Source organism: Burkholderia sp. Bp8998, assembly GCF_003854235.1.
In the GTDB taxonomy this organism is placed as follows: Bacteria; Pseudomonadota; Gammaproteobacteria; order Burkholderiales; family Burkholderiaceae; genus Burkholderia.
In genome coordinates this window covers 106,092-123,224 of record NZ_QTQF01000004.1, presented here as the reverse complement: position 1 = coordinate 123,224, position 17,133 = coordinate 106,092, and the positions used below count along the sequence as shown (strand labels likewise).

At 67.8% G+C, this 17,133-nt stretch carries 14 protein-coding genes and 1 pseudogene; 9 read left to right on the top strand and 6 right to left on the bottom strand.

The genetic code is table 11. The features are described from left to right. The first annotated feature begins 125 nt into the window (after window positions 1-125). Window positions 126-1,274 carry a galactonate dehydratase gene (gene dgoD, locus DIE06_RS06900; protein WP_124660753.1) on the top strand — a complete coding sequence of 383 codons (1,149 nt, stop codon included), beginning with the start codon at window positions 126-128 and terminating at the stop codon, window positions 1,272-1,274. A gap of 130 nt (window positions 1,275-1,404) precedes the next feature. Here dgoD and DIE06_RS06895 read toward each other — a convergent pair whose 3' ends face one another. Beyond that, a complete protein-coding gene (locus tag DIE06_RS06895; protein WP_124660752.1) occupies window positions 1,405-2,337 on the bottom strand; it encodes a CopD family protein in 933 nt (310 codons plus the stop codon). A gap of 378 nt (window positions 2,338-2,715) precedes the next feature. On the opposite strand from DIE06_RS06895, the gene DIE06_RS06890 reads away from it, so the two are divergent. From DIE06_RS06890 to DIE06_RS06880, 3 genes and pseudogenes are all read left to right on the top strand, one after another. Then, on the top strand, window positions 2,716-3,480 hold the full coding sequence (locus DIE06_RS06890; protein WP_034176448.1) for a c-type cytochrome: 765 nt from the start codon (window positions 2,716-2,718) through the stop codon (window positions 3,478-3,480). Window positions 3,481-3,499: 19 nt separating this feature from the next. After that, window positions 3,500-4,792: pseudogene (locus tag DIE06_RS06885) on the top strand (c-type cytochrome); the annotation flags it as partial. A gap of 74 nt (window positions 4,793-4,866) precedes the next feature. Then, complete coding sequence (locus DIE06_RS06880) at window positions 4,867-6,327, top strand: DEAD/DEAH box helicase (protein WP_124660751.1); 1,461 nt, start codon at window positions 4,867-4,869, stop codon at window positions 6,325-6,327. On the opposite strand, the gene DIE06_RS06875 is transcribed toward DIE06_RS06880, so the two are convergent. The 3 genes from DIE06_RS06875 to DIE06_RS06865 form a co-directional block, all read right to left on the bottom strand. Then, window positions 6,321-6,830, bottom strand: coding sequence for a hypothetical protein (locus DIE06_RS06875; RefSeq protein ID WP_124660750.1), 510 nt, complete (start codon window positions 6,828-6,830; stop codon window positions 6,321-6,323). The genes DIE06_RS06880 and DIE06_RS06875 overlap by 7 nt on opposite strands. Before the next feature lie 67 nt (window positions 6,831-6,897). Then, window positions 6,898-7,725, bottom strand: a complete 828-nt coding sequence (locus DIE06_RS06870; protein ID WP_124660749.1) for a ferritin-like domain-containing protein — start codon at window positions 7,723-7,725, stop codon at window positions 6,898-6,900. Window positions 7,726-8,038: 313 nt separating this feature from the next. Continuing rightward, the gene (locus DIE06_RS06865; protein ID WP_124660748.1) at window positions 8,039-9,679 is read right to left on the bottom strand and encodes a gamma-glutamyltransferase family protein; all 1,641 of its coding nucleotides are present in this window, start codon (window positions 9,677-9,679) and stop codon (window positions 8,039-8,041) included. Window positions 9,680-9,903: 224 nt separating this feature from the next. Here DIE06_RS06865 and DIE06_RS06860 point away from each other — a divergent pair, with 224 nt between their 5' ends. Together DIE06_RS06860 and DIE06_RS06850 are read left to right on the top strand one after the other, a co-directional pair. After that, entirely contained in the window at window positions 9,904-10,683 is a 780-nt protein-coding gene (locus DIE06_RS06860; RefSeq protein WP_044846783.1) for a DeoR/GlpR family DNA-binding transcription regulator, read from the top strand. Between the two features lie 302 nt (window positions 10,684-10,985). Then, a complete protein-coding gene (locus DIE06_RS06850) occupies window positions 10,986-11,183 on the top strand; it encodes a hypothetical protein (RefSeq protein ID WP_044846784.1) in 198 nt (65 codons plus the stop codon). Between the two features lie 88 nt (window positions 11,184-11,271). Here DIE06_RS06850 and DIE06_RS06845 read toward each other — a convergent pair whose 3' ends face one another. After that, window positions 11,272-11,640 (bottom strand): hypothetical protein, encoded by a 369-nt coding sequence (locus tag DIE06_RS06845; protein ID WP_185733361.1) that lies wholly within the window; start codon window positions 11,638-11,640, stop codon window positions 11,272-11,274. A gap of 162 nt (window positions 11,641-11,802) precedes the next feature. Here DIE06_RS06845 and glpD point away from each other — a divergent pair, with 162 nt between their 5' ends. The 3 genes from glpD to DIE06_RS06830 all read left to right on the top strand — a co-directional run bounded on the left by glpD (window position 11,803) and on the right by DIE06_RS06830 (window position 15,746). Next, entirely contained in the window at window positions 11,803-13,326 is a 1,524-nt protein-coding gene (glpD, locus tag DIE06_RS06840; protein WP_124660746.1) for a glycerol-3-phosphate dehydrogenase, read from the top strand. 105 nt (window positions 13,327-13,431) lie between these two features. After that, a complete protein-coding gene (gene glpK / locus DIE06_RS06835; RefSeq protein WP_124612653.1) occupies window positions 13,432-14,934 on the top strand; it encodes a glycerol kinase GlpK in 1,503 nt (500 codons plus the stop codon). 95 nt (window positions 14,935-15,029) lie between these two features. Continuing rightward, the gene (locus tag DIE06_RS06830) at window positions 15,030-15,746 is read left to right on the top strand and encodes an MIP/aquaporin family protein (RefSeq protein ID WP_124660745.1); all 717 of its coding nucleotides are present in this window, start codon (window positions 15,030-15,032) and stop codon (window positions 15,744-15,746) included. A 133-nt stretch (window positions 15,747-15,879) separates the two neighbouring features. Here the strand turns inward: DIE06_RS06830 and DIE06_RS06825 are convergent, their stop codons facing one another. Beyond that, window positions 15,880-17,130, bottom strand: coding sequence for an NAD(P)/FAD-dependent oxidoreductase (locus DIE06_RS06825; RefSeq protein WP_124660744.1), 1,251 nt, complete (start codon window positions 17,128-17,130; stop codon window positions 15,880-15,882). Window positions 17,131-17,133: the final 3 nt, after the last annotated feature.

Below are 17,133 nucleotides of genomic sequence, written 5' to 3'. Positions count from 1 at the left end.
GCCCACTATCTGCGCAATAGTGCTATTAATACTATTTTTTGGCAGGCTACGCTAGGATAACCGTCATGCACTGGATCGGCGCGGCATCCGCACGTCCGCGCCGGTCGACCCTGGAGACTCCCCACATGAAAATCACCCGCCTCGAAACCTTCGTCGTCCCGCCGCGCTGGCTGTTCCTCAAGATCGAAACCGACGAAGGGATCGTCGGCTGGGGCGAACCGGTCGTCGAGGGTCGCGCGCACACGGTCGAGGCCGCCGTGCACGAACTCGCCGACTATCTGGTCGGCAAGGATCCGCTGCTGATCGAGGATCACTGGCAGGTGATGTACCGCGCCGGCTTCTACCGCGGCGGCCCGATCATGATGAGCGCGATCGCGGGCGTCGACCAGGCGTTGTGGGACATCAAGGGCAAGCATCACGGCGTGCCCGTGCATGCGCTGCTCGGCGGCCAGGTGCGCGACCGCATCAAGGTGTATTCGTGGATCGGCGGCGACCGGCCGAGCGACGTCGCGAACAACGCGCGCGCGGTGGTCGAGCGCGGCTTCAAGGCCGTGAAGATGAACGGCTCCGAGGAGCTGCAGATCGTCGACACCTACGACAAGGTCGAGCAGGTGATCGCGAACGTCGCGGCGGTGCGCGACGCGGTCGGCCCGCACGTCGGGATCGGCGTCGACTTCCACGGCCGCGTGCACAAGCCGATGGCGAAGGTGCTCGCGAAGGAGCTCGATCCGTACAAGCTGATGTTCATCGAGGAGCCGGTGCTGTCGGAGAACGCCGAGGCGCTGCGCGACATCGTCAACCAGACCAACACGCCGATCGCGCTCGGCGAGCGGCTCTACTCGCGCTGGGACTTCAAGCACATTCTCGCGGGCGGCTACGTCGACATCATCCAGCCCGATGCGTCGCACGCGGGCGGCATCACCGAATGCCGCAAGATCGCGACGCTCGCGGAAAGCTACGACGTCGCGCTCGCGCTGCATTGCCCGCTCGGCCCGATCGCGCTGGCCGCGTGCCTGCAGCTCGATGCGGTCAGCTACAACGCGTTCATCCAGGAACAGAGCCTCGGCATCCACTACAACCAGGGCAACGACCTGCTCGACTACCTGCGCAACCCCGAGGTGTTTCGCTACGAGGACGGCTTCGTGGCGATCCCGCAGGGCCCGGGGCTCGGCATCGACGTCAATGAGGAGAAGGTGCGCGAGATGGCGAAGACGGGCCACCGCTGGCGCAACCCGGTGTGGCGTCACGCGGACGGCAGCGTCGCCGAGTGGTGATGCAGTGCTGAGATGACGTGCATGCCGCGCATCGTCTTCGAGACGGCCGCCCGACAGGCGGCCGTTCTTGCATCCGCAATACGCGGCGCGCGGGCGCCCTGCCCCGCACCGCGCCGCGCCGGCCCCGCCGTCAGCCGAGCGCCGCGAACCCCGGCACGCAGGACGACAGCACGGCGGCCGCGACGAACACGCCGATCATCGTCAGCGCCTCGAGATGCAGGATGTTGCGGAACGTGTGCGCGTCCTCGGTCGACGCGGTACGGCGCAGGCGCGGCAGCGCCGAGAAGCGGTTCAGCCCGCCGAGCACGAGCGCGAGCGCGACCAGCAGCAGCTTGAGCAGCAGCACGCGCCCCCACGTGCTGCCGTCGAGCGGCGCGAGCGAGCCGCCGAGCCCGCGCAGCGCATTGAGCACGCCCGTGCCGAGCACGAAGACGACCGCGATCACCGACGTACGCGACAGGTGCTGGCCGATCCGGATCAGCGCGCCGCGCGCGACCGACGCGCCGAGCACCGGCAGCACCGCGAGCCCGCCCGCGAGCACGAGGCCGCCCCACACCGCGGTGGCGAGCAGGTGCAGCGTCTGCACGCCGACCGCCGCGGACAGCGCGCCCGTGTCGGCCGCATGACCGAGCGACGCCTTGCCGGCCGCGACCACGATCACCGCGAGCCACAGCACCGCGTGCGCGAGCGGGCCGTCCGGCTTCGCCAGCGCGACGATCGCAAGCACCACGGCGCCGGCGAACGCGACGCTCCACGCGAAGCCCGCGTGCGTCTGCGTGAGCATGACGGGAATCGCGGCGAACGCGCCGCCGAGCCCCGCGCCGCTCATCGACGCGGCTTCGTACACCAGCCAGCCGAGATCGGCGAGCACGAGCGCCAGCGCCGCCGCGACCAGTGAATGTTGCGCGCGCAGCCAGGCGGGATGCGACGGTGCGACGACCGGCCGTGCGCCATCCTTGCCGAGCCACGCCTTGAGCAGCGCCGAGCCGACCGCCATCGCGAACGTCGCGTCCATCAATGCCGCCAGCGCGACCTGCCCGATCCACAAGCTGTCGATCCTCATCGCGCGCGCCCTCCCGGGAACGGCCGGCCGGCGGTGCGGCGGCAAGTGGAACGACAGCGGGAAGACGGCAACGGCACGGTATGGAACGTCATCGATGAATCCGGAAACGGGAGAAATGACTGGATCTGCGGCGGAGGCGGCGCCGCGCAACCCGCGAGTGTACGGTCTTCGATGGTGAAAACGCACGCCGGTTCATATTGCGGCGGCGCAATGCGCGTCAAATTGTCGCAAGTCGCAAACAGACAGGAACCGCTGTCCTTTTGCCAAATAGCCGTCATTACCCATCGATGATAGAATGCCGCGTCGCAGCAGCCCGGCTGTCCTGCCGTCCATGCGCCGAGCCGATCGTAGCCCGGACAAGGTCCCCGACGAATAATCATGGAGTCTCGTGTGTCTTCAAGACGCCTCTTCCGTCCGCTGCTCGCCGTTCTCTTGATCGGCGGCGCGGGCCTTACGAGCGCTGCTCAAGCGCAGACCAAGCCCACGGAGCAAGCGCACGCCCAGCAGGCGCCGCTCAAGGCACCCGATACGATGGCCGAGCGCGTGCGCGGCTGTACCGCATGTCACGGCGTTCACGGCCAGGGCACGGACAACGACTATTTCCCGCGGCTTGCCGGCAAGCCGGCCGAGTACCTGTACAACCAGCTCGTCAACTTCCGTGACGGCCGGCGCAAGTACCCGCCGATGAACTATCTGCTGACGTACCTGAACGACGATTACCTGAAAGAGATCGCCGAGCACTTCTCGGCCGAGCGTCCGCCGTACCCGACGCCGGCCAAGCCGACGCTGCCGGCTGCCACGCTCGCGCGCGGCAAGCAGCTCGTCACGCAAGGCGATCCGTCGCGCAAGCTGCCGGCCTGCGTGGCCTGCCACGGCGCAGGGCTGACCGGCATGCAGCCGGCGATCCCGGGTCTCGTCGGCCTGCACGCCGATTACCTGAGCGCGCAGCTCGGCGCATGGCGCTCGGGCAACCGCCATGCGAAGGCACCGGATTGCATGCACGACATCGCGTCGAAGCTGTCGGACGAAGACGTGACGGCCGTGACCGCATGGCTCGCCGCGCAACCGGCGCCCGCCAACCCCGTGCCGGCCCCGGCGCGTTCGATGAAGACTCCGCTCGCCTGCGGCAGCGAACCGCAATAAGGCAAGGGAGACAGACACAATGAAACGCAAGTCCCTGTTTGCACTCTCGGCTGTCGCGATCGTCGCGGCTGCCGCCCTCGTGCCGGTCCTGTGGCCGGGCAACGATACGCTGCACGGCGCTGCCGCCGTCGCGGCCACGCCGGCCGACCAGGCCGCGCTGATCAAGAAGGGCGAGTACCTCGCGCGCGTCGGCGACTGTATCGCGTGCCACACCGTGCGCGGCGGCAAGTCGTTCGCGGGCGGCCTGCCGATGGCGACGCCGTTCGGCACGATGTACACGCCGAACATCACGCCGGACGACAAGGACGGCATCGGCAAGTGGACGTCGGACGACTTCTACCGCGCGATGCACACCGGCCGTTCGAAGGACGGCAGCCTGCTCTACCCGGGCTTCCCGTTCGCGAGCTACACGAAGGTCACGCGCGCCGACTCGGACGCGATCTACGCGTACCTGCGTTCGGTCCCGCCGGTCTCGGTGCCGAGCCGTCCGCACGAACTGAAGTTCCCGTTCAACAACCGCAACCTGCTGATCGGCTGGCGCACGCTGTTCTTCAAGGAAGGCGAGTACAAGCCGGATCCGACCAAGTCGGTCGAATGGAACCGCGGCGCGTACCTCGTCGAGGGCCTCGGCCACTGCTCGATGTGCCACACGTCGATCAACATGATGGGCGGCCCGGTGAGCTCGGCAGCCTTCGCGGGCGGCCTGATCCCGCTGCAGAACTGGTATGCGCCGTCGCTGACGAACGACAAGGAGCTCGGCCTCGGCGACTGGCACGTGCAGGAGCTGTCGAATCTGCTGCAGGCCGGCGTGTCGAACAAGGGCGCGGTGTTCGGCCCGATGGCCGACGTCGTGCACAACAGCCTGCAGTACATGAGCGACGAAGATACGCGCGCCATGTCGACGTACCTGAAGTCGATTCCGCAGAAGGCTGAAGCGCCGAAGAACATGCAGTACGAGCCGTCGAAGCAGTTCGGCAACACGCTGTTCGACCAGGGCAAGAAGATCTACGCGGACAACTGCGCAACCTGCCACGCCGAAACCGGCTCGGGCAAGCCGCCGGCGTATCCGCCGCTCGCGGGCAACCATTCGATCGTGATGGAATCGGCAGTCAACCCGATCCGCATGGTGCTGAATGGCGGCTATCCGCCGAGCACGTTCAAGAATCCGCGTCCGTACGGGATGCCGCCGTTCGCGCAGTCGCTGTCGAACCAGGAAGTCGCGGCAGTCGTCACGTATATCCGGATGTCGTGGGGCAACAACGGTACGCCGATCTCGCCGCAACAGGTGAGCGACCTGCGTTCCGCGCCCCTTTTGCTTTTTGCGACGCCGTTCCCCGCGCGGGCCGCGCGAGGCGTCGCCGATCATAAAACTCAAGAGTGGTATCTATGTCTTTCGAATCTCTCGGCCTGGCCGAACCGCTCGTCAAGGCGGTCAACGAGCTCGGCTACACGTCGCCGACGCCCATTCAGCAACAGGCAATCCCGGCCGTCCTCGGCGGCGGCGACCTGCTCGCCGGCGCACAGACCGGCACCGGCAAGACCGCCGGCTTCACGCTGCCGATCCTGCAGCGCCTGCACACCTTCTACGCCGAGCATCGCGGCGCGAAGCGCGCGGTGCGCGCGCTGATCCTGACGCCGACGCGCGAACTCGCCGCCCAGGTCGAGGAAAGCGTGCGCGCGTACAGCAAGTACCTGAAGCTGCGCTCGACCGTGATGTTCGGCGGCGTCAGCATCAATCCGCAGATCGATGCACTCAAGCGCGGCGTCGACATCGTCGTCGCGACGCCGGGGCGTCTGCTCGACCACATGCAGCAGAAGACGATCGACCTGTCGGATCTCGACATCCTCGTGCTCGACGAAGCCGACCGGATGCTCGACATGGGCTTCATCCACGACATCAAGCGCGTGCTTGCGAAGCTGCCGCCGCAGCGCCAGAACCTGCTGTTCTCGGCCACCTTCTCCGACGAGATCAAGTCGCTCGCCGACAGCCTGCTCGATTCGCCGGCGCTGATCGAAGTCGCGCGCCGCAACACCACCGCCGAAAGCGTCGCGCAAAAGATCCACCCGGTCGACCGCGATCGCAAGCGCGAGCTGCTCACGCACCTGATCCGCGAACACAACTGGTTCCAGGTGCTCGTGTTCACGCGCACCAAGCACGGCGCGAACCGGCTCGCCGAGCAGCTGACGAAGGACGGCATCAGCGCGATGGCGATCCACGGCAACAAGAGCCAGTCGGCCCGCACGCGCGCGCTCGCGGAATTCAAGAACAGCACGCTGCAGGTGCTGGTCGCGACCGACATCGCCGCACGCGGGATCGACATCGACCAGTTGCCACACGTCGTCAACTTCGACCTGCCGAACGTGCCGGAAGACTACGTGCACCGGATCGGCCGCACGGGCCGCGCGGGCGCGACCGGCGAAGCCGTGTCGCTCGTGTGCGTCGACGAAAAGCAGCTGCTGCGCGACATCGAGCGGCTGATCAAGCGCGAGATTCCGCAGGAAGTGATCGCGGGCTTCGAACCCGATCCGAACGCGAAGCCGGAGCCGATCCAGCAACGCCGCGGGCAGCAGCCGCGCGGCGGCAATGGTGGCGGCGGCGGTGGTGGCGGTGGCGGCGGCAATCGCCAGCCGCGTGCAGGCGGCTCCGGCCAGCCGGCCGCGAAGCGCGACGGCAATGCGCAGCCGAAGGCCGCGAAGGCGGCCAAGCCGCGCACGGCTGGCGGCGCGACCGGCAACGCCAGCGGCGGCGGTCGCCCGTCAGGCGGCAACGGCGCGCGTCCCGCGAACGGCAATGCCGCGCACGCGAACCGCAACCGTTCGTCGCGCAGCGGCCAACGCGGTCACTGAAGCCGCGCGGCCGCGCGCCGCAGGTGCTCGACCTGGCGCTGCCAGCGCGCGAGCACCTCGGCGCGCGCCTCCCCTTCCAGCGCGAACGTGATACCTGTCGCGAGACGCGCATAGCCGACCCGCTGCGCATCGCCGTGCGCGATCGTCGCAGCGAACCCGGCCAGCCCGCCGACATCCCCTTCGAGCGGCTCGATCCTCAGTTGTGCCTGAAAGAATGCGCCGTCCGCGACGAGCGTCAACGCGGCCGCGCGCCGTTGCGCCAGCGCGCGCGCCGCGCGCGATTGCGGCCATAGCGCGAGCAGCAGCGTGTGCGCGTCGCGCGCATGGATCTCGCCGACGCTGAGCAGCGTCGTGCGCAACTGGCCGTCGTCGGTCGCCACGATCAGCGATGCGGCGAAGTCGGCATGGCGTTCGAGCGCGTTGCCGTCGAACAGTGAAACGACGGCCGGCGGCCACGCGTCGAACGTCCATTGTTCGAGCGCGTGGCGATGGGAATCGGTCATGATGGCGGGCCCGGTGAAAAGCAGACGATATGGTGCAGCATAGCGCGCCAGGGCCGCGCGGTAACGGTCAGCGCATGAACACGTGCCGCGTGATCTTCGTCAGCGGATAGTGGACGCTCGGCTGGATCTTCGCGGGCAGGTCGAGCGGCTTGAGCAGCATCTTCACGCACATGTCGGCCGACAGGTTGCGCCGGACGAGCGAGCTGATGCGCGCGACACGCTCGCGGTTGTATTGACTGTCGCCGATACGATCAGGATAGCGAATCGCGAACACGTGGCGCAGCGCGATCTCGGAATCCTCGTTCTTGATTTCCATCACGCGGCGCATCAGCGCGCCGAGCACCGCGAGCCGGCCGTTGCCTTCCAGCTTGTTGTACTTCTTGAAGAACTTGAAGAAGTGCTTGTAGTGACGCACTTCGTCCGAGCGGATGTTGTCGGTGATTTCCTTCAGCACCGGCTCGTCCGAGCATTCGTTGATCGCGCGATACAGCGTGGCCGTGCCCGTCTCGACAACGCAGCGTGCGACCATCTCGAGCGCGCGGGTCTTCTCGAACGCATCGACCGAGCAGGTCTTGGAATACTCGGCGAAGAAATTCGCGAACGCGGTGTCCCAGTCGAACTCGGGCCACACATGCGCGATGTACGCCTTCAGCGCGCGCCCGTGCTGCAGTTCCTCGTGCTCCCATGCATTGTTGAGCCACGCGGAGACTTCCGGATCGTCGTTGAAGAACTCGCTCAGGTTGCTCGTGTAGAGATCCGAGCCGCTTTCGATGAACGACGACGCGCATAGCAACAGCAGCAGATCCTCGTTCGCGGCGGCGCGTTGACGATCGATCCGGTTCAGGTCGATGTCCTCGATACGCCACGGCATGACATGCGTCGTTTCAGTAGGCATGGTGGTGCGCTCCCAGTCGTCGCGCGGCCGTCCGGCCGATGCGTTCGGCACGGGCCCGGCGCGCCCGCAGGCGACTTCTTGCTTGAATTTATTAGTGGATTGATCCGGCCGAACCATGCTGGCATCTTAGCCGGACTTTTATGTTCGTGCTTCAAGCACTGACCGTGCCTGACCGTCGCAGTTCCATTGCGCATGTTGCGGTTCGTTAGATGAGTTGTTCGAACCGGTTGCGCGCGTTCGATGGTATGCGCCGCCTCAAACGAAACGGGCGACCGTTCGGCCGCCTGTCGAGCGCAAGACTGGAAGCGTTCCGTCAGAAACCGGCCGCCAGACCGTCGCGACGGCTGTCGCTCGCGGCCACGTAGCCGCGCTCGGGATCGTCGCGATCGAGGCGCCACACGAACTGCCCCGAGCCGAAATCCATGTAGGGATCGTCGATCGACTTGATCGTATGGCCGCGCGCGGCGAGCCCATCGACCGTCTCGCGCGTCATCGTCGACTCGACGTCGAGCGTGAAGTCGCGATTGACCTTCCAGCGGGGCGCGTCGCACGCGGCCTGCGGCTGCTGCCCGTAACCGAGCATGCGCACGACGGTCTGCAGGTGGCCCTGCGGCTGCATGTCGCCACCCATCACGCCGAAGCTCATCACGGCCTCGGTGCGACCCTCGACTTCCTCGGTGACGAACGCGGGGATGATCGTATGGAACGGCCGCTTGCCGCCCGCGACGACGTTCGGCGACGCCGGGTCCATCGAGAAGCCGTGCCCGCGGTTCTGCAATGCGATGCCCGTACCGGGCACGACGAGCCCCGATCCGAAGCCCATGTAGTTCGACTGAATGAAGCTCACCATCATCCCGCGCTCGTCCGCCGCCGACAGATAGATCGTGCCGCCCGAATGCGGCCGTCCGGCAGCGAAGTGCGTCGCGCGCGTGCGATCGATCAGCTTCGCGCGTTCCGCGAGATATGCGTCGTCGAGCATCTGCGCGGGCGTCACGTCCATCGCGCGCGGATCGGCGACGTAGCGATAGACGTCCGCGAACGCGAGCTTCATCGCCTCGATCTGCAGGTGCTGCGAGTCGACCGAATCGACCGGCCATTCGGTCAGGCCCGCATGCTCGGCGATCCCGAGCGCGATCAGCGCGGCGATGCCCTGCCCGTTCGGCGGGATCTCGTGAATCGTGTGGCGGCCGAAGCGCTTGCCGATCGGCTCGACCCATTCCGGCCGGTACGCGCGCAGGTCGGCTTCGGTCAGCGCGCCGCCGCCTTCGCGCGCGAACGCCGCGATCCGCGCGGCGAGCGCACCCTCGTAGAACGCACGCGGGCCGTCCTTCGCGAGCGTGCGCAGCGTCCGCGCGTGGCCCGGCAGGCACATGCGTTCGCCGACGCGCGGCGCGCGCCCGCGCGGCATGAACGTGTCGGCGAAGCCCGTCAGACCCTGCAGCTCGGGCACCGCGGCCGCCCACTTGTGCGCGACGATCGGCGACACCGAATAGCCGCGCTCGGCGATCTCGATCGCCGGCTCGAGCAGGTCCGCGAACGGCAGCGACCCGAACTTCGCATGCAGCGCTTCCCAGCCCGCGATCACACCCGGCACCGTGACGGTGTCCCAGCCGCGCGTCGGCTTGTTCGCGATGCCGTGCGCATCCTCGCCGTGGCGCTTGCGGAAATAGTCAGGGTTCCACGCGGCCGGTGCGACACCCGACGCATTCAACCCGGACAGCCGCCCGCCGTCCCACACGAGCGCGAACGCATCGCCGCCGAGCCCGCACGACACGGGCTCGACCACCGTGATCGCGGCCGCGGCGGCCAGCGCCGCGTCGACGGCATTGCCGCCCTTCCACAGCATCCGCAGCCCGGCCTGCGCGGCGAGCGGATGCGACGTCGACACGACGTTGCGCGCGAATACCGGAATGCGGATCGTCGGATACGGGTTGTGCCAGTTGAAGCCAGTCATCGGTTCCACCTCGTCGAAAGCTGAATGAACGCGCCGGACGCACGACCGGCGTGCGCGGACAGTCCGCCATTGCAGCGCGATCCGCGCGATCGCACAAATTCATTTGTCACATGAATCCATGTGCTTGCCGCATGAATTCCGGGACAGTGATACGCCGGAGGCCGGTCGAACGCCCTTCCCGCCCTTACAATACCCGCTCCGCCTCACGACCTGACCGCCGAGCCATGACCCGAGATCCCCGCCTGACCCTCAACGCGCGCCAGCAGGAACTGCTCGAATGGGTGCAGCGCGACGGCTTCGTGACCGTCGACGATCTCGCCGCGCACTTCGCGGTCACGCCGCAGACGATCCGCCGCGACGTGAACTGGCTCGCCGACCTGAACCTGCTGCGCCGCTACCACGGCGGCGCGAGCCTGCCGACCAGTTCGGAGAACGTGTCGTACACCGCGCGCCAGCGGATGTTCCACGACGAGAAGCGGCGCATCGCGGCGCTCGCCGCGTCGCACATTCCCGACCAGGCATCGCTGTTCATCAACCTCGGCACCACGACCGAGGAAGTGGCGCGCGCACTGAACCGCCATCACGGGCTGCATGTGATCACGAACAACCTGAACGTCGCGTCGATGATGAGCGGCTACCCCGACTGCGAGGTGCTGATCACGGGCGGCATCGTGCGACCGTGGGACAAGGGCATCGTCGGCGAACTCGCGATCGACTTCATCCGCCAGTTCAAGGTCGACTACGCGATCATCGGCACGTCGGCGATCGAGGCCGACGGCACGCTGCGCGACTTCGACACGCGCGAGGTGCGCGTGGCCGAGGCGATCATGCAGCATGCGCGCACGGTCTACCTCGTCGCCGATCATTCGAAGGTCGGCCGCCCGGCGCTGGTGCGCCAGGGTCACCTGAGCCAGGTCCATGCACTCTTCACCGACAAGCCGCTGCCGCCGGAGATGGCCGACGCGGTGGCGAACGCGGGCACCCAGGTGTACGTCGCGGAATGACGCTTGCGATGCTGCACCGCACCTGAAACTTCAAGTGAAATCAAGAAGTTGGCGCGCCGGGTGAACCGCTTGCGGCACGCAGGCCTGTCAAATTGAAAATTAACGGGGCACGATTTGTCGTTGCCCGCGCGCTCGACTAGACTCGAGTTCCCCGGCCCGTTCGCACGATCCGCCCGTGCCAAGGCGTGTGCGAATTCCAAGGCCGGCGAATACAGCTTTCCCCCCAAGCCATACCCTGCGGGGTATCGCGCACCGGCGTTTGCGCCGGCGGCGCGGGCAAACCGATTGCCATGGAGAGAACGATGCTGAGTCCGCATGAATTCGCCACGCTACTGCTTGTGAAGGATGCCCCCGATCACGGCGACATGGATCGCGATGAACTCGACGCGCTGCTCGAACAGCAGCTCGTGCGGCTGGAAGGGCTGGGATCGGGACGCAAATACTGCGTGACCGAAACCGGCGACGCCGCGCTGCGATCCATCAAATGCCGCTATTCCTGAAGCACCGCTGTTCCTGACCTGAGCGTGCCGGCCGGATTTCCGGCCGCGCCGCTTTTCCCGCTTTCCCGCCTCCCGCGGCGTTCCGGCGTCAGCCGCCGCGCAGCGTCGGATCGACCGCGGCCCGCCAGCTGACGGCCTGCGCGCGTGCGCCGTTGAAATATGCGACCCATCCGGCGCGCCCCGCCGCGTCGGGTGCCGCATAGTGCGCCGAAAGTTCGTTTACGAACGCGCAATAGTTCGCCTGCGTCAGCCCGCGATACCGTTTCGCCACATGCGCGTCGTACAGCGTCGAATAGACCGGCTGCGCGTCCGCGCCCCAGTCGCGCGCGGTGCCGCCGCACGACGTCTGCAGGTCGACGAACGACGGCGCCCGCCAGTTGCCGGCAAGCGGCGGCGTGCCGGCACCGCACCCTGCCAGCACGACGGCGCACGCGCCGGCCCACATCCCAATACGCATGATTCACCTCGCGAAACGGTCGATTCCGCCAGTATCGTCCGGGATCGCGTCACGCGCTACCGGCCCGCTTTTTCGAACTTTACTTTTTCGATTTCGTTCGTTAAATTTCGAATTCGAACATTTCATGTTCGTCCATTTCCATCAGACGATAAGGACAGCAGGGTGACCCAACCGAATCGCTACGATCTGCTCGTCGTCGGCGGCGGCATCAACGGCGCGGGTATCGCGCGCGATGCGGCCGGCCGCGGCCTGTCGGTGCTGCTCTGCGAGCAGGACGACCTCGCGTCGCACACGTCGTCGTCCAGCACGAAGCTGATTCACGGCGGCCTGCGCTACCTCGAGTACAACGAATTCGGACTCGTCCGCAAAGCGCTGCAGGAGCGTGAGACGCTGCTGCGCGCGGCACCGCACATCATGTGGCCGCTGCGCTTCGTGATGCCGCACATGCCGAACCTGCGGCCGGCCTGGCTGATCCGCATCGGCCTGTTCCTCTACGATCACCTCGCGAAGCGCGAACTGCTGCCCGGCTCGCGCGGCATCGACATGCGCCGCCATGCGGCCGGCGCGCCGCTGATCGACTCGATCAAGCGCGGCTTCGTGTATTCGGACGGCTGGGTCGACGACGCGCGCCTCGTCGTGCTGAACGCGCTCGATGCGAAGGAGCGCGGCGCCGAGATCCTCACCCGCACCAAGCTCGTGTCCGCCGAGCGCCACGGCGACGAATGGGAAGCGCGGCTGCAGCACGCGGACGGCTCGATCCGCGTCGTGCATGCGCGCGCGGTCGCGAACGCGGCCGGCCCGTGGGTCGGCGAAGTGCTGCACGGCGCGCTCGGTCGCGGCGCGCAGCACAGCGTGCGGCTCGTGAAGGGCAGTCACATCATCACGCGACGCCTGTTCGATCACGACCATGCGTACATCTTCCAGAACCCGGACAAGCGGATCATCTTCGCGATTCCGTACGAGCACGACTTCACGCTGATCGGCACGACCGACGTCGAATACACGAACGATCCCGCGAAGGTCGCGATCGATCGCGACGAGACGCAGTATCTGTGCGACTCGATCAACCGCTACTTCAAGCGCAAGATCTCGCCGGCCGACGTGCACTGGACCTATTCGGGCGTGCGCCCGCTACTCGAGGACGAAAACGCGGCGAACGCATCGGCCGTCACGCGCGACTACCGCCTCGAGATGGACGACGGTGCCGGCGCACCGCTGCTGTCGGTGTTCGGCGGCAAGATCACGACGTTCCGCAAGCTCGCGGAAGAAGCAGCCGACCTGCTGTGCGGTGCGCTCGGCCGCGACGCGAAGACCTGGACGGCCGGCGCGCCGCTGCCGGGCGGCGACATCGCGAACGCGAAGTTCGACGTGTTCGCCGACGCGTTCGCGAAACGCCATCCGTGGCTGCCCGCCGCGCTCGCGCGCCGCTATGCGCGTGCGTACGGCACGCGTGCGGAGCGCGTGGTCGACGGCGCGACGTCGCTCGCCGAGCTCGGCACCGAGATCGCACCGGGCATCCACGACGCCGAACTGCGCTACCTGCGCGGCGTCGAATGGGCGACCTGCGCGCAGGACGTGCTGTGGCGCCGCTCGAAGCTCGGCCTGCACGTCGCGCCCGGCACGCTCGACGCGGTGACGGCCGCGGTCGATGCGTGGTTCGCCGCCGCGCATGCGCCGCATGCGTGATCCGTTTGCAGTTGAAGTTGTCTGACCGACGTTGATTCACCGACGCGCCGCGTAACATGCGGCGCGCATCACAACTACGCCAATCCACGGATGGAGATGAGAGACATGCAGGATCAGTACATCCTCGCGCTTGACCAGGGCACGACGAGCTCCCGCGCAATGCTGTTCGATCGCCAGGGCAACATCGTATCGATCGCCCAGAAGGAATTCGAACAGATCTACCCGCAACCCGGCTGGGTCGAGCACGACCCGCAGGAAATCTGGTCGACGCAAGCGGGCGTCGCCGCCGAAGCGGTCACGCGCACCGGCCTGAACGGCACGTCGATCGCCGCGATCGGCATCACCAACCAGCGCGAGACGACGATCGTCTGGGATCGCGAGACGGGCCAGCCCGTCTACAACGCGATCGTGTGGCAGGACCGCCGCACCGCCGACTTCTGCGATTCGCTGAAGAAGCAGGGCCTCGAGGCGAAGGTGCGCGCGAAGACCGGCCTGCCGATCGACTCGTACTTCTCCGCGACCAAGATCCGCTGGATCCTCGACAACGTGCCGGGCGCGCGCGACAAGGCGCGCCAGGGCAAGCTCGCGTTCGGCACCGTCGACAGCTGGCTCGTGTGGAACTTCACGAAGCACGAGCTGCACGTGACCGACGTGACGAACGCATCGCGCACGATGCTGTTCAACATCCATACGCGCGAGTGGGACAGCGAGCTGCTCGAACTGCTCGACATCCCGCGCAGCATGCTGCCGGAAGTGAAGGCGTCGTCGGAAATCTACGGCCATACGAAAACCACGGTGTTCGCGTCGAAGATCCCGCTCGCGGGCATCGCCGGCGACCAGCACGCGGCGCTGTTCGGCCAGATGTGCACGACGTCGGGCATGGTGAAGAACACCTACGGCACCGGCTGCTTCCTGATGATGAACACCGGCGACAAGCCGATCGAGTCGAAGAACAACCTCGTCACGACGATCGCGTGGCAGATCGGCGACGACGTGCAGTACGCGCTCGAAGGCAGCATCTTCATCGCGGGCGCGGTCGTGCAGTGGCTGCGCGACGGCCTCGGCATCATCAAGACGGCCGCCGAGATCGAGGCGCTCGCCGCGAGCGTGCCGCACACCGATGGCGTCTATCTCGTGCCGGCGTTCGCGGGCCTCGGCGCGCCGCACTGGAACGCACGGGCACGCGGTTCGGTGTTCGGCGTCACGCGCGGCACGACGTCCGCGCACCTCGCGCGCGCGGCGCTCGACGCGATCGCCTACCAGTCGCTCGACGTGCTGGCCGCGATGGAAGCCGATTCGGGCATCAGCATCGGCGAGCTGCGCGTCGACGGCGGCGCGAGCGCGAACGACCTGCTGATGCAGTTCCAGGCCGACCTGCTCGGCGTCGACGCGGTGCGTCCGCAGATCACCGAGACGACCGCGCTCGGCGCGGCGTACCTCGCGGGCCTCGCGATCGGCTACTGGAAGAACCTCGACGAAGTGCGCAGCCAGTGGCAGCTCGATCGCCGCTTCTCGCCGTCGATGCCGAAGGAGCAGGTCGAGCGCTGCATGGCCGGCTGGCAGCGCGCGGTGCGCGCCGCCAAGGCGTGGGCCGACGACGCGCAGTAACCACCGCAGCAGCAACCACAAGAAATCCGAACGAAATACAACAATACCGGCGGACCGCGCGACGCGCGAGTCCGCCGTCATCTACGAGAGACAACATGTCACCTTATATTGCGGAATTCATCGGCACGGCGATCCTCGTGCTGCTCGGCAACGGCGCGGTCGCCAACGTGCTGCTTGCGAAGACCAAGGGCAAGGGCGCGGACCTGATCGTGATCGTGATGGGCTGGGCGATGGCGGTGTTCGTCGCCGTCTACGTGACCGCGTCGTTCAGCGGCGCGCACCTGAACCCGATCGTCACGATCAGCCTCGCGCTCGCGGGCAAGTTCGCGTGGTCGAAGGTCGGCGGCTACATCCTCGCGCAGATGCTCGGCGGGATGGCAGGCGCCTTGCTCGTGTGGCTCGCGTATCGCCAGCACTTCGCGAAGGAAGTCGACGCTGACCTGAAGCTCGCGGTGTTCTGCACGGCACCCGCGATCCGCAGCACCACGCACAACGTGCTGACCGAAGCGATCTGCACGTTCGTGCTGATCCTCGGCGTGCTGTACCTCGCATCGCCGCAGATCGGCCTCGGCGCGCTCGACGCGCTGCCCGTCGGCCTGCTCGTGCTCGGCATCGGCATCTCGCTCGGCGGCCCGACCGGCTATGCAATGAGCCCGGCGCGCGACCTGTCGCCGCGCCTGATGCATGCGCTGCTGCCGATCCCCGGCAAGCGCGACAGCGACTGGCGCTATGCGTGGGTGCCGGTGATCGGCCCGCTGCTCGGCGGCGCCGCGGCGGCCGGCCTGTATCTGCGCCTGCACGCGATGGCCTGATCGCGGTTCCACCCGAACGCGAACTCGAGCGCGCGGCAGCGGCTGCCGCGCGCTTCTGCTCTCCTCCTTCCCCCTGCTTCGTCCTGCCTCGCACGGCTGCCGCCGCGCCGCCGCACACCGCCGCACACCGCCGCTAGCAATCGCCCGCGGCCGACATCAGCGACTTCAGCTTCACGCCCGCATCCGCGACCGCAGCCGGCGTCACGTCGATCCCGCGCTCGACCAGCAGACGCGCGACGCGCATCTCCTTCACGAATCCCGACGCACGTCCGAAGCCGCTCGCCGCGACGAGCCGTTCGCCCGCATCGAAGTGGAAATGGATTTCCGCGTCGTCGCCGAGCACGCGCGCGACCGTCCGCTCGCCAAGTGCCGGTTCGCCGGCCACCTGCAGCTGCGCGTCGTATTGATCGGACCAGAACCACGGCATCTCGCGATACGGTTCGTCGGCGCCGAGCATGTTGCGTGCGGCGACGCGCGCCTGCGTTTCGGCACCGTGCCACGTTTCCTGACGCACGAGCCGCCCCGACACCCCGCTCGGAAACACCGCGACATCGCCGGCCGCATAGATGCCGCACGCCGACGTCTCGAGCCGCGCGTTCACGACGATCCCGCGCTCGACGACGAGGCCCGCGTCGCGCGCCAGTTCGTCGGCCGGTTCGATCCCGATGCCGGTGACCACCGTATCGGCGATCAGCGTGTCGCCGTCGTCGAGCACGACGGCCAGCGCACCGTCCGGCGTGCGCTCGATCGCGACGGGCCGGCGGTTCAGGCCGATCGCGACGCCCCGCTGCACATGCAGCGCATGCACGCGTGCCGCGATCGGCTCCGGCACCGCGCGTCCGAGCAGGCGCGGTGCCGCATCGAGCACGGTCACGCGACAGCCGCGCAGCCGCGCCGACGCCGCGACCTCGAGACCGATGAAGCCGCCGCCGATCAGCACGACCCGCGCATCGGGCACGAGCCGCATGCCGAGCGCCGCCGCGTCGTCGAGCGTGCGCAACGCGAATACGCCGTCGAGTTCCGCACCCGGAATCGCGAGGCGGCGCGCGCGGCCGCCGGTCGCGAGCAGCAGCGCGTCGTAAGCGAATCCGCGGCCGCCCGACACATGCACTTCGCGCACCACCGGATCGATCCGCTCGACCGTCGCGACGATCGGCTCGATATCGTCCGCGCGCCACGCATCCGGATCGCGCAGCCCGCATTGCGCGGCGCTGCGCGATCCGGTCAGCACGCCCTTCGACAGCGGCGGCCGCTCGTACGGCAGGTGCGCCTCCGCGCCGATCAGCACGATGCGCCCGCGCCAGCCGCCCTCGCGCAGCACCTGCGCCGCACGGCCGCCCGCATGGCCCGCGCCGACGATCGCCATCACCCGGTCGTTCGCCATCGC

Coding starts and splice junctions, on each gene's coding strand:
- DIE06_RS06895 (WP_124660752.1), bottom strand. CDS start 2,337: ATGAGGATCGACAGCTTGTGGATCGGGCAGGTCGCGCTGGCGGCATTG.
- DIE06_RS06870 (WP_124660749.1), bottom strand. CDS start 7,725: ATGCCTACTGAAACGACGCATGTCATGCCGTGGCGTATCGAGGACATC.
- DIE06_RS06890 (WP_034176448.1), top strand. CDS start 2,716: ATGGAGTCTCGTGTGTCTTCAAGACGCCTCTTCCGTCCGCTGCTCGCC.
- DIE06_RS06875 (WP_124660750.1), bottom strand. CDS start 6,830: ATGACCGATTCCCATCGCCACGCGCTCGAACAATGGACGTTCGACGCG.
- DIE06_RS06865 (WP_124660748.1), bottom strand. CDS start 9,679: ATGACTGGCTTCAACTGGCACAACCCGTATCCGACGATCCGCATTCCG.
- DIE06_RS06830 (WP_124660745.1), top strand. CDS start 15,030: ATGTCACCTTATATTGCGGAATTCATCGGCACGGCGATCCTCGTGCTG.
- dgoD (WP_124660753.1), top strand. CDS start 126: ATGAAAATCACCCGCCTCGAAACCTTCGTCGTCCCGCCGCGCTGGCTG.
- DIE06_RS06860 (WP_044846783.1), top strand. CDS start 9,904: ATGACCCGAGATCCCCGCCTGACCCTCAACGCGCGCCAGCAGGAACTG.
- DIE06_RS06850 (WP_044846784.1), top strand. CDS start 10,986: ATGCTGAGTCCGCATGAATTCGCCACGCTACTGCTTGTGAAGGATGCC.
- DIE06_RS06845 (WP_185733361.1), bottom strand. CDS start 11,640: ATGCGTATTGGGATGTGGGCCGGCGCGTGCGCCGTCGTGCTGGCAGGG.
- DIE06_RS06880 (WP_124660751.1), top strand. CDS start 4,867: ATGTCTTTCGAATCTCTCGGCCTGGCCGAACCGCTCGTCAAGGCGGTC.
- glpK (WP_124612653.1), top strand. CDS start 13,432: ATGCAGGATCAGTACATCCTCGCGCTTGACCAGGGCACGACGAGCTCC.
- DIE06_RS06825 (WP_124660744.1), bottom strand. CDS start 17,130: ATGGCGAACGACCGGGTGATGGCGATCGTCGGCGCGGGCCATGCGGGC.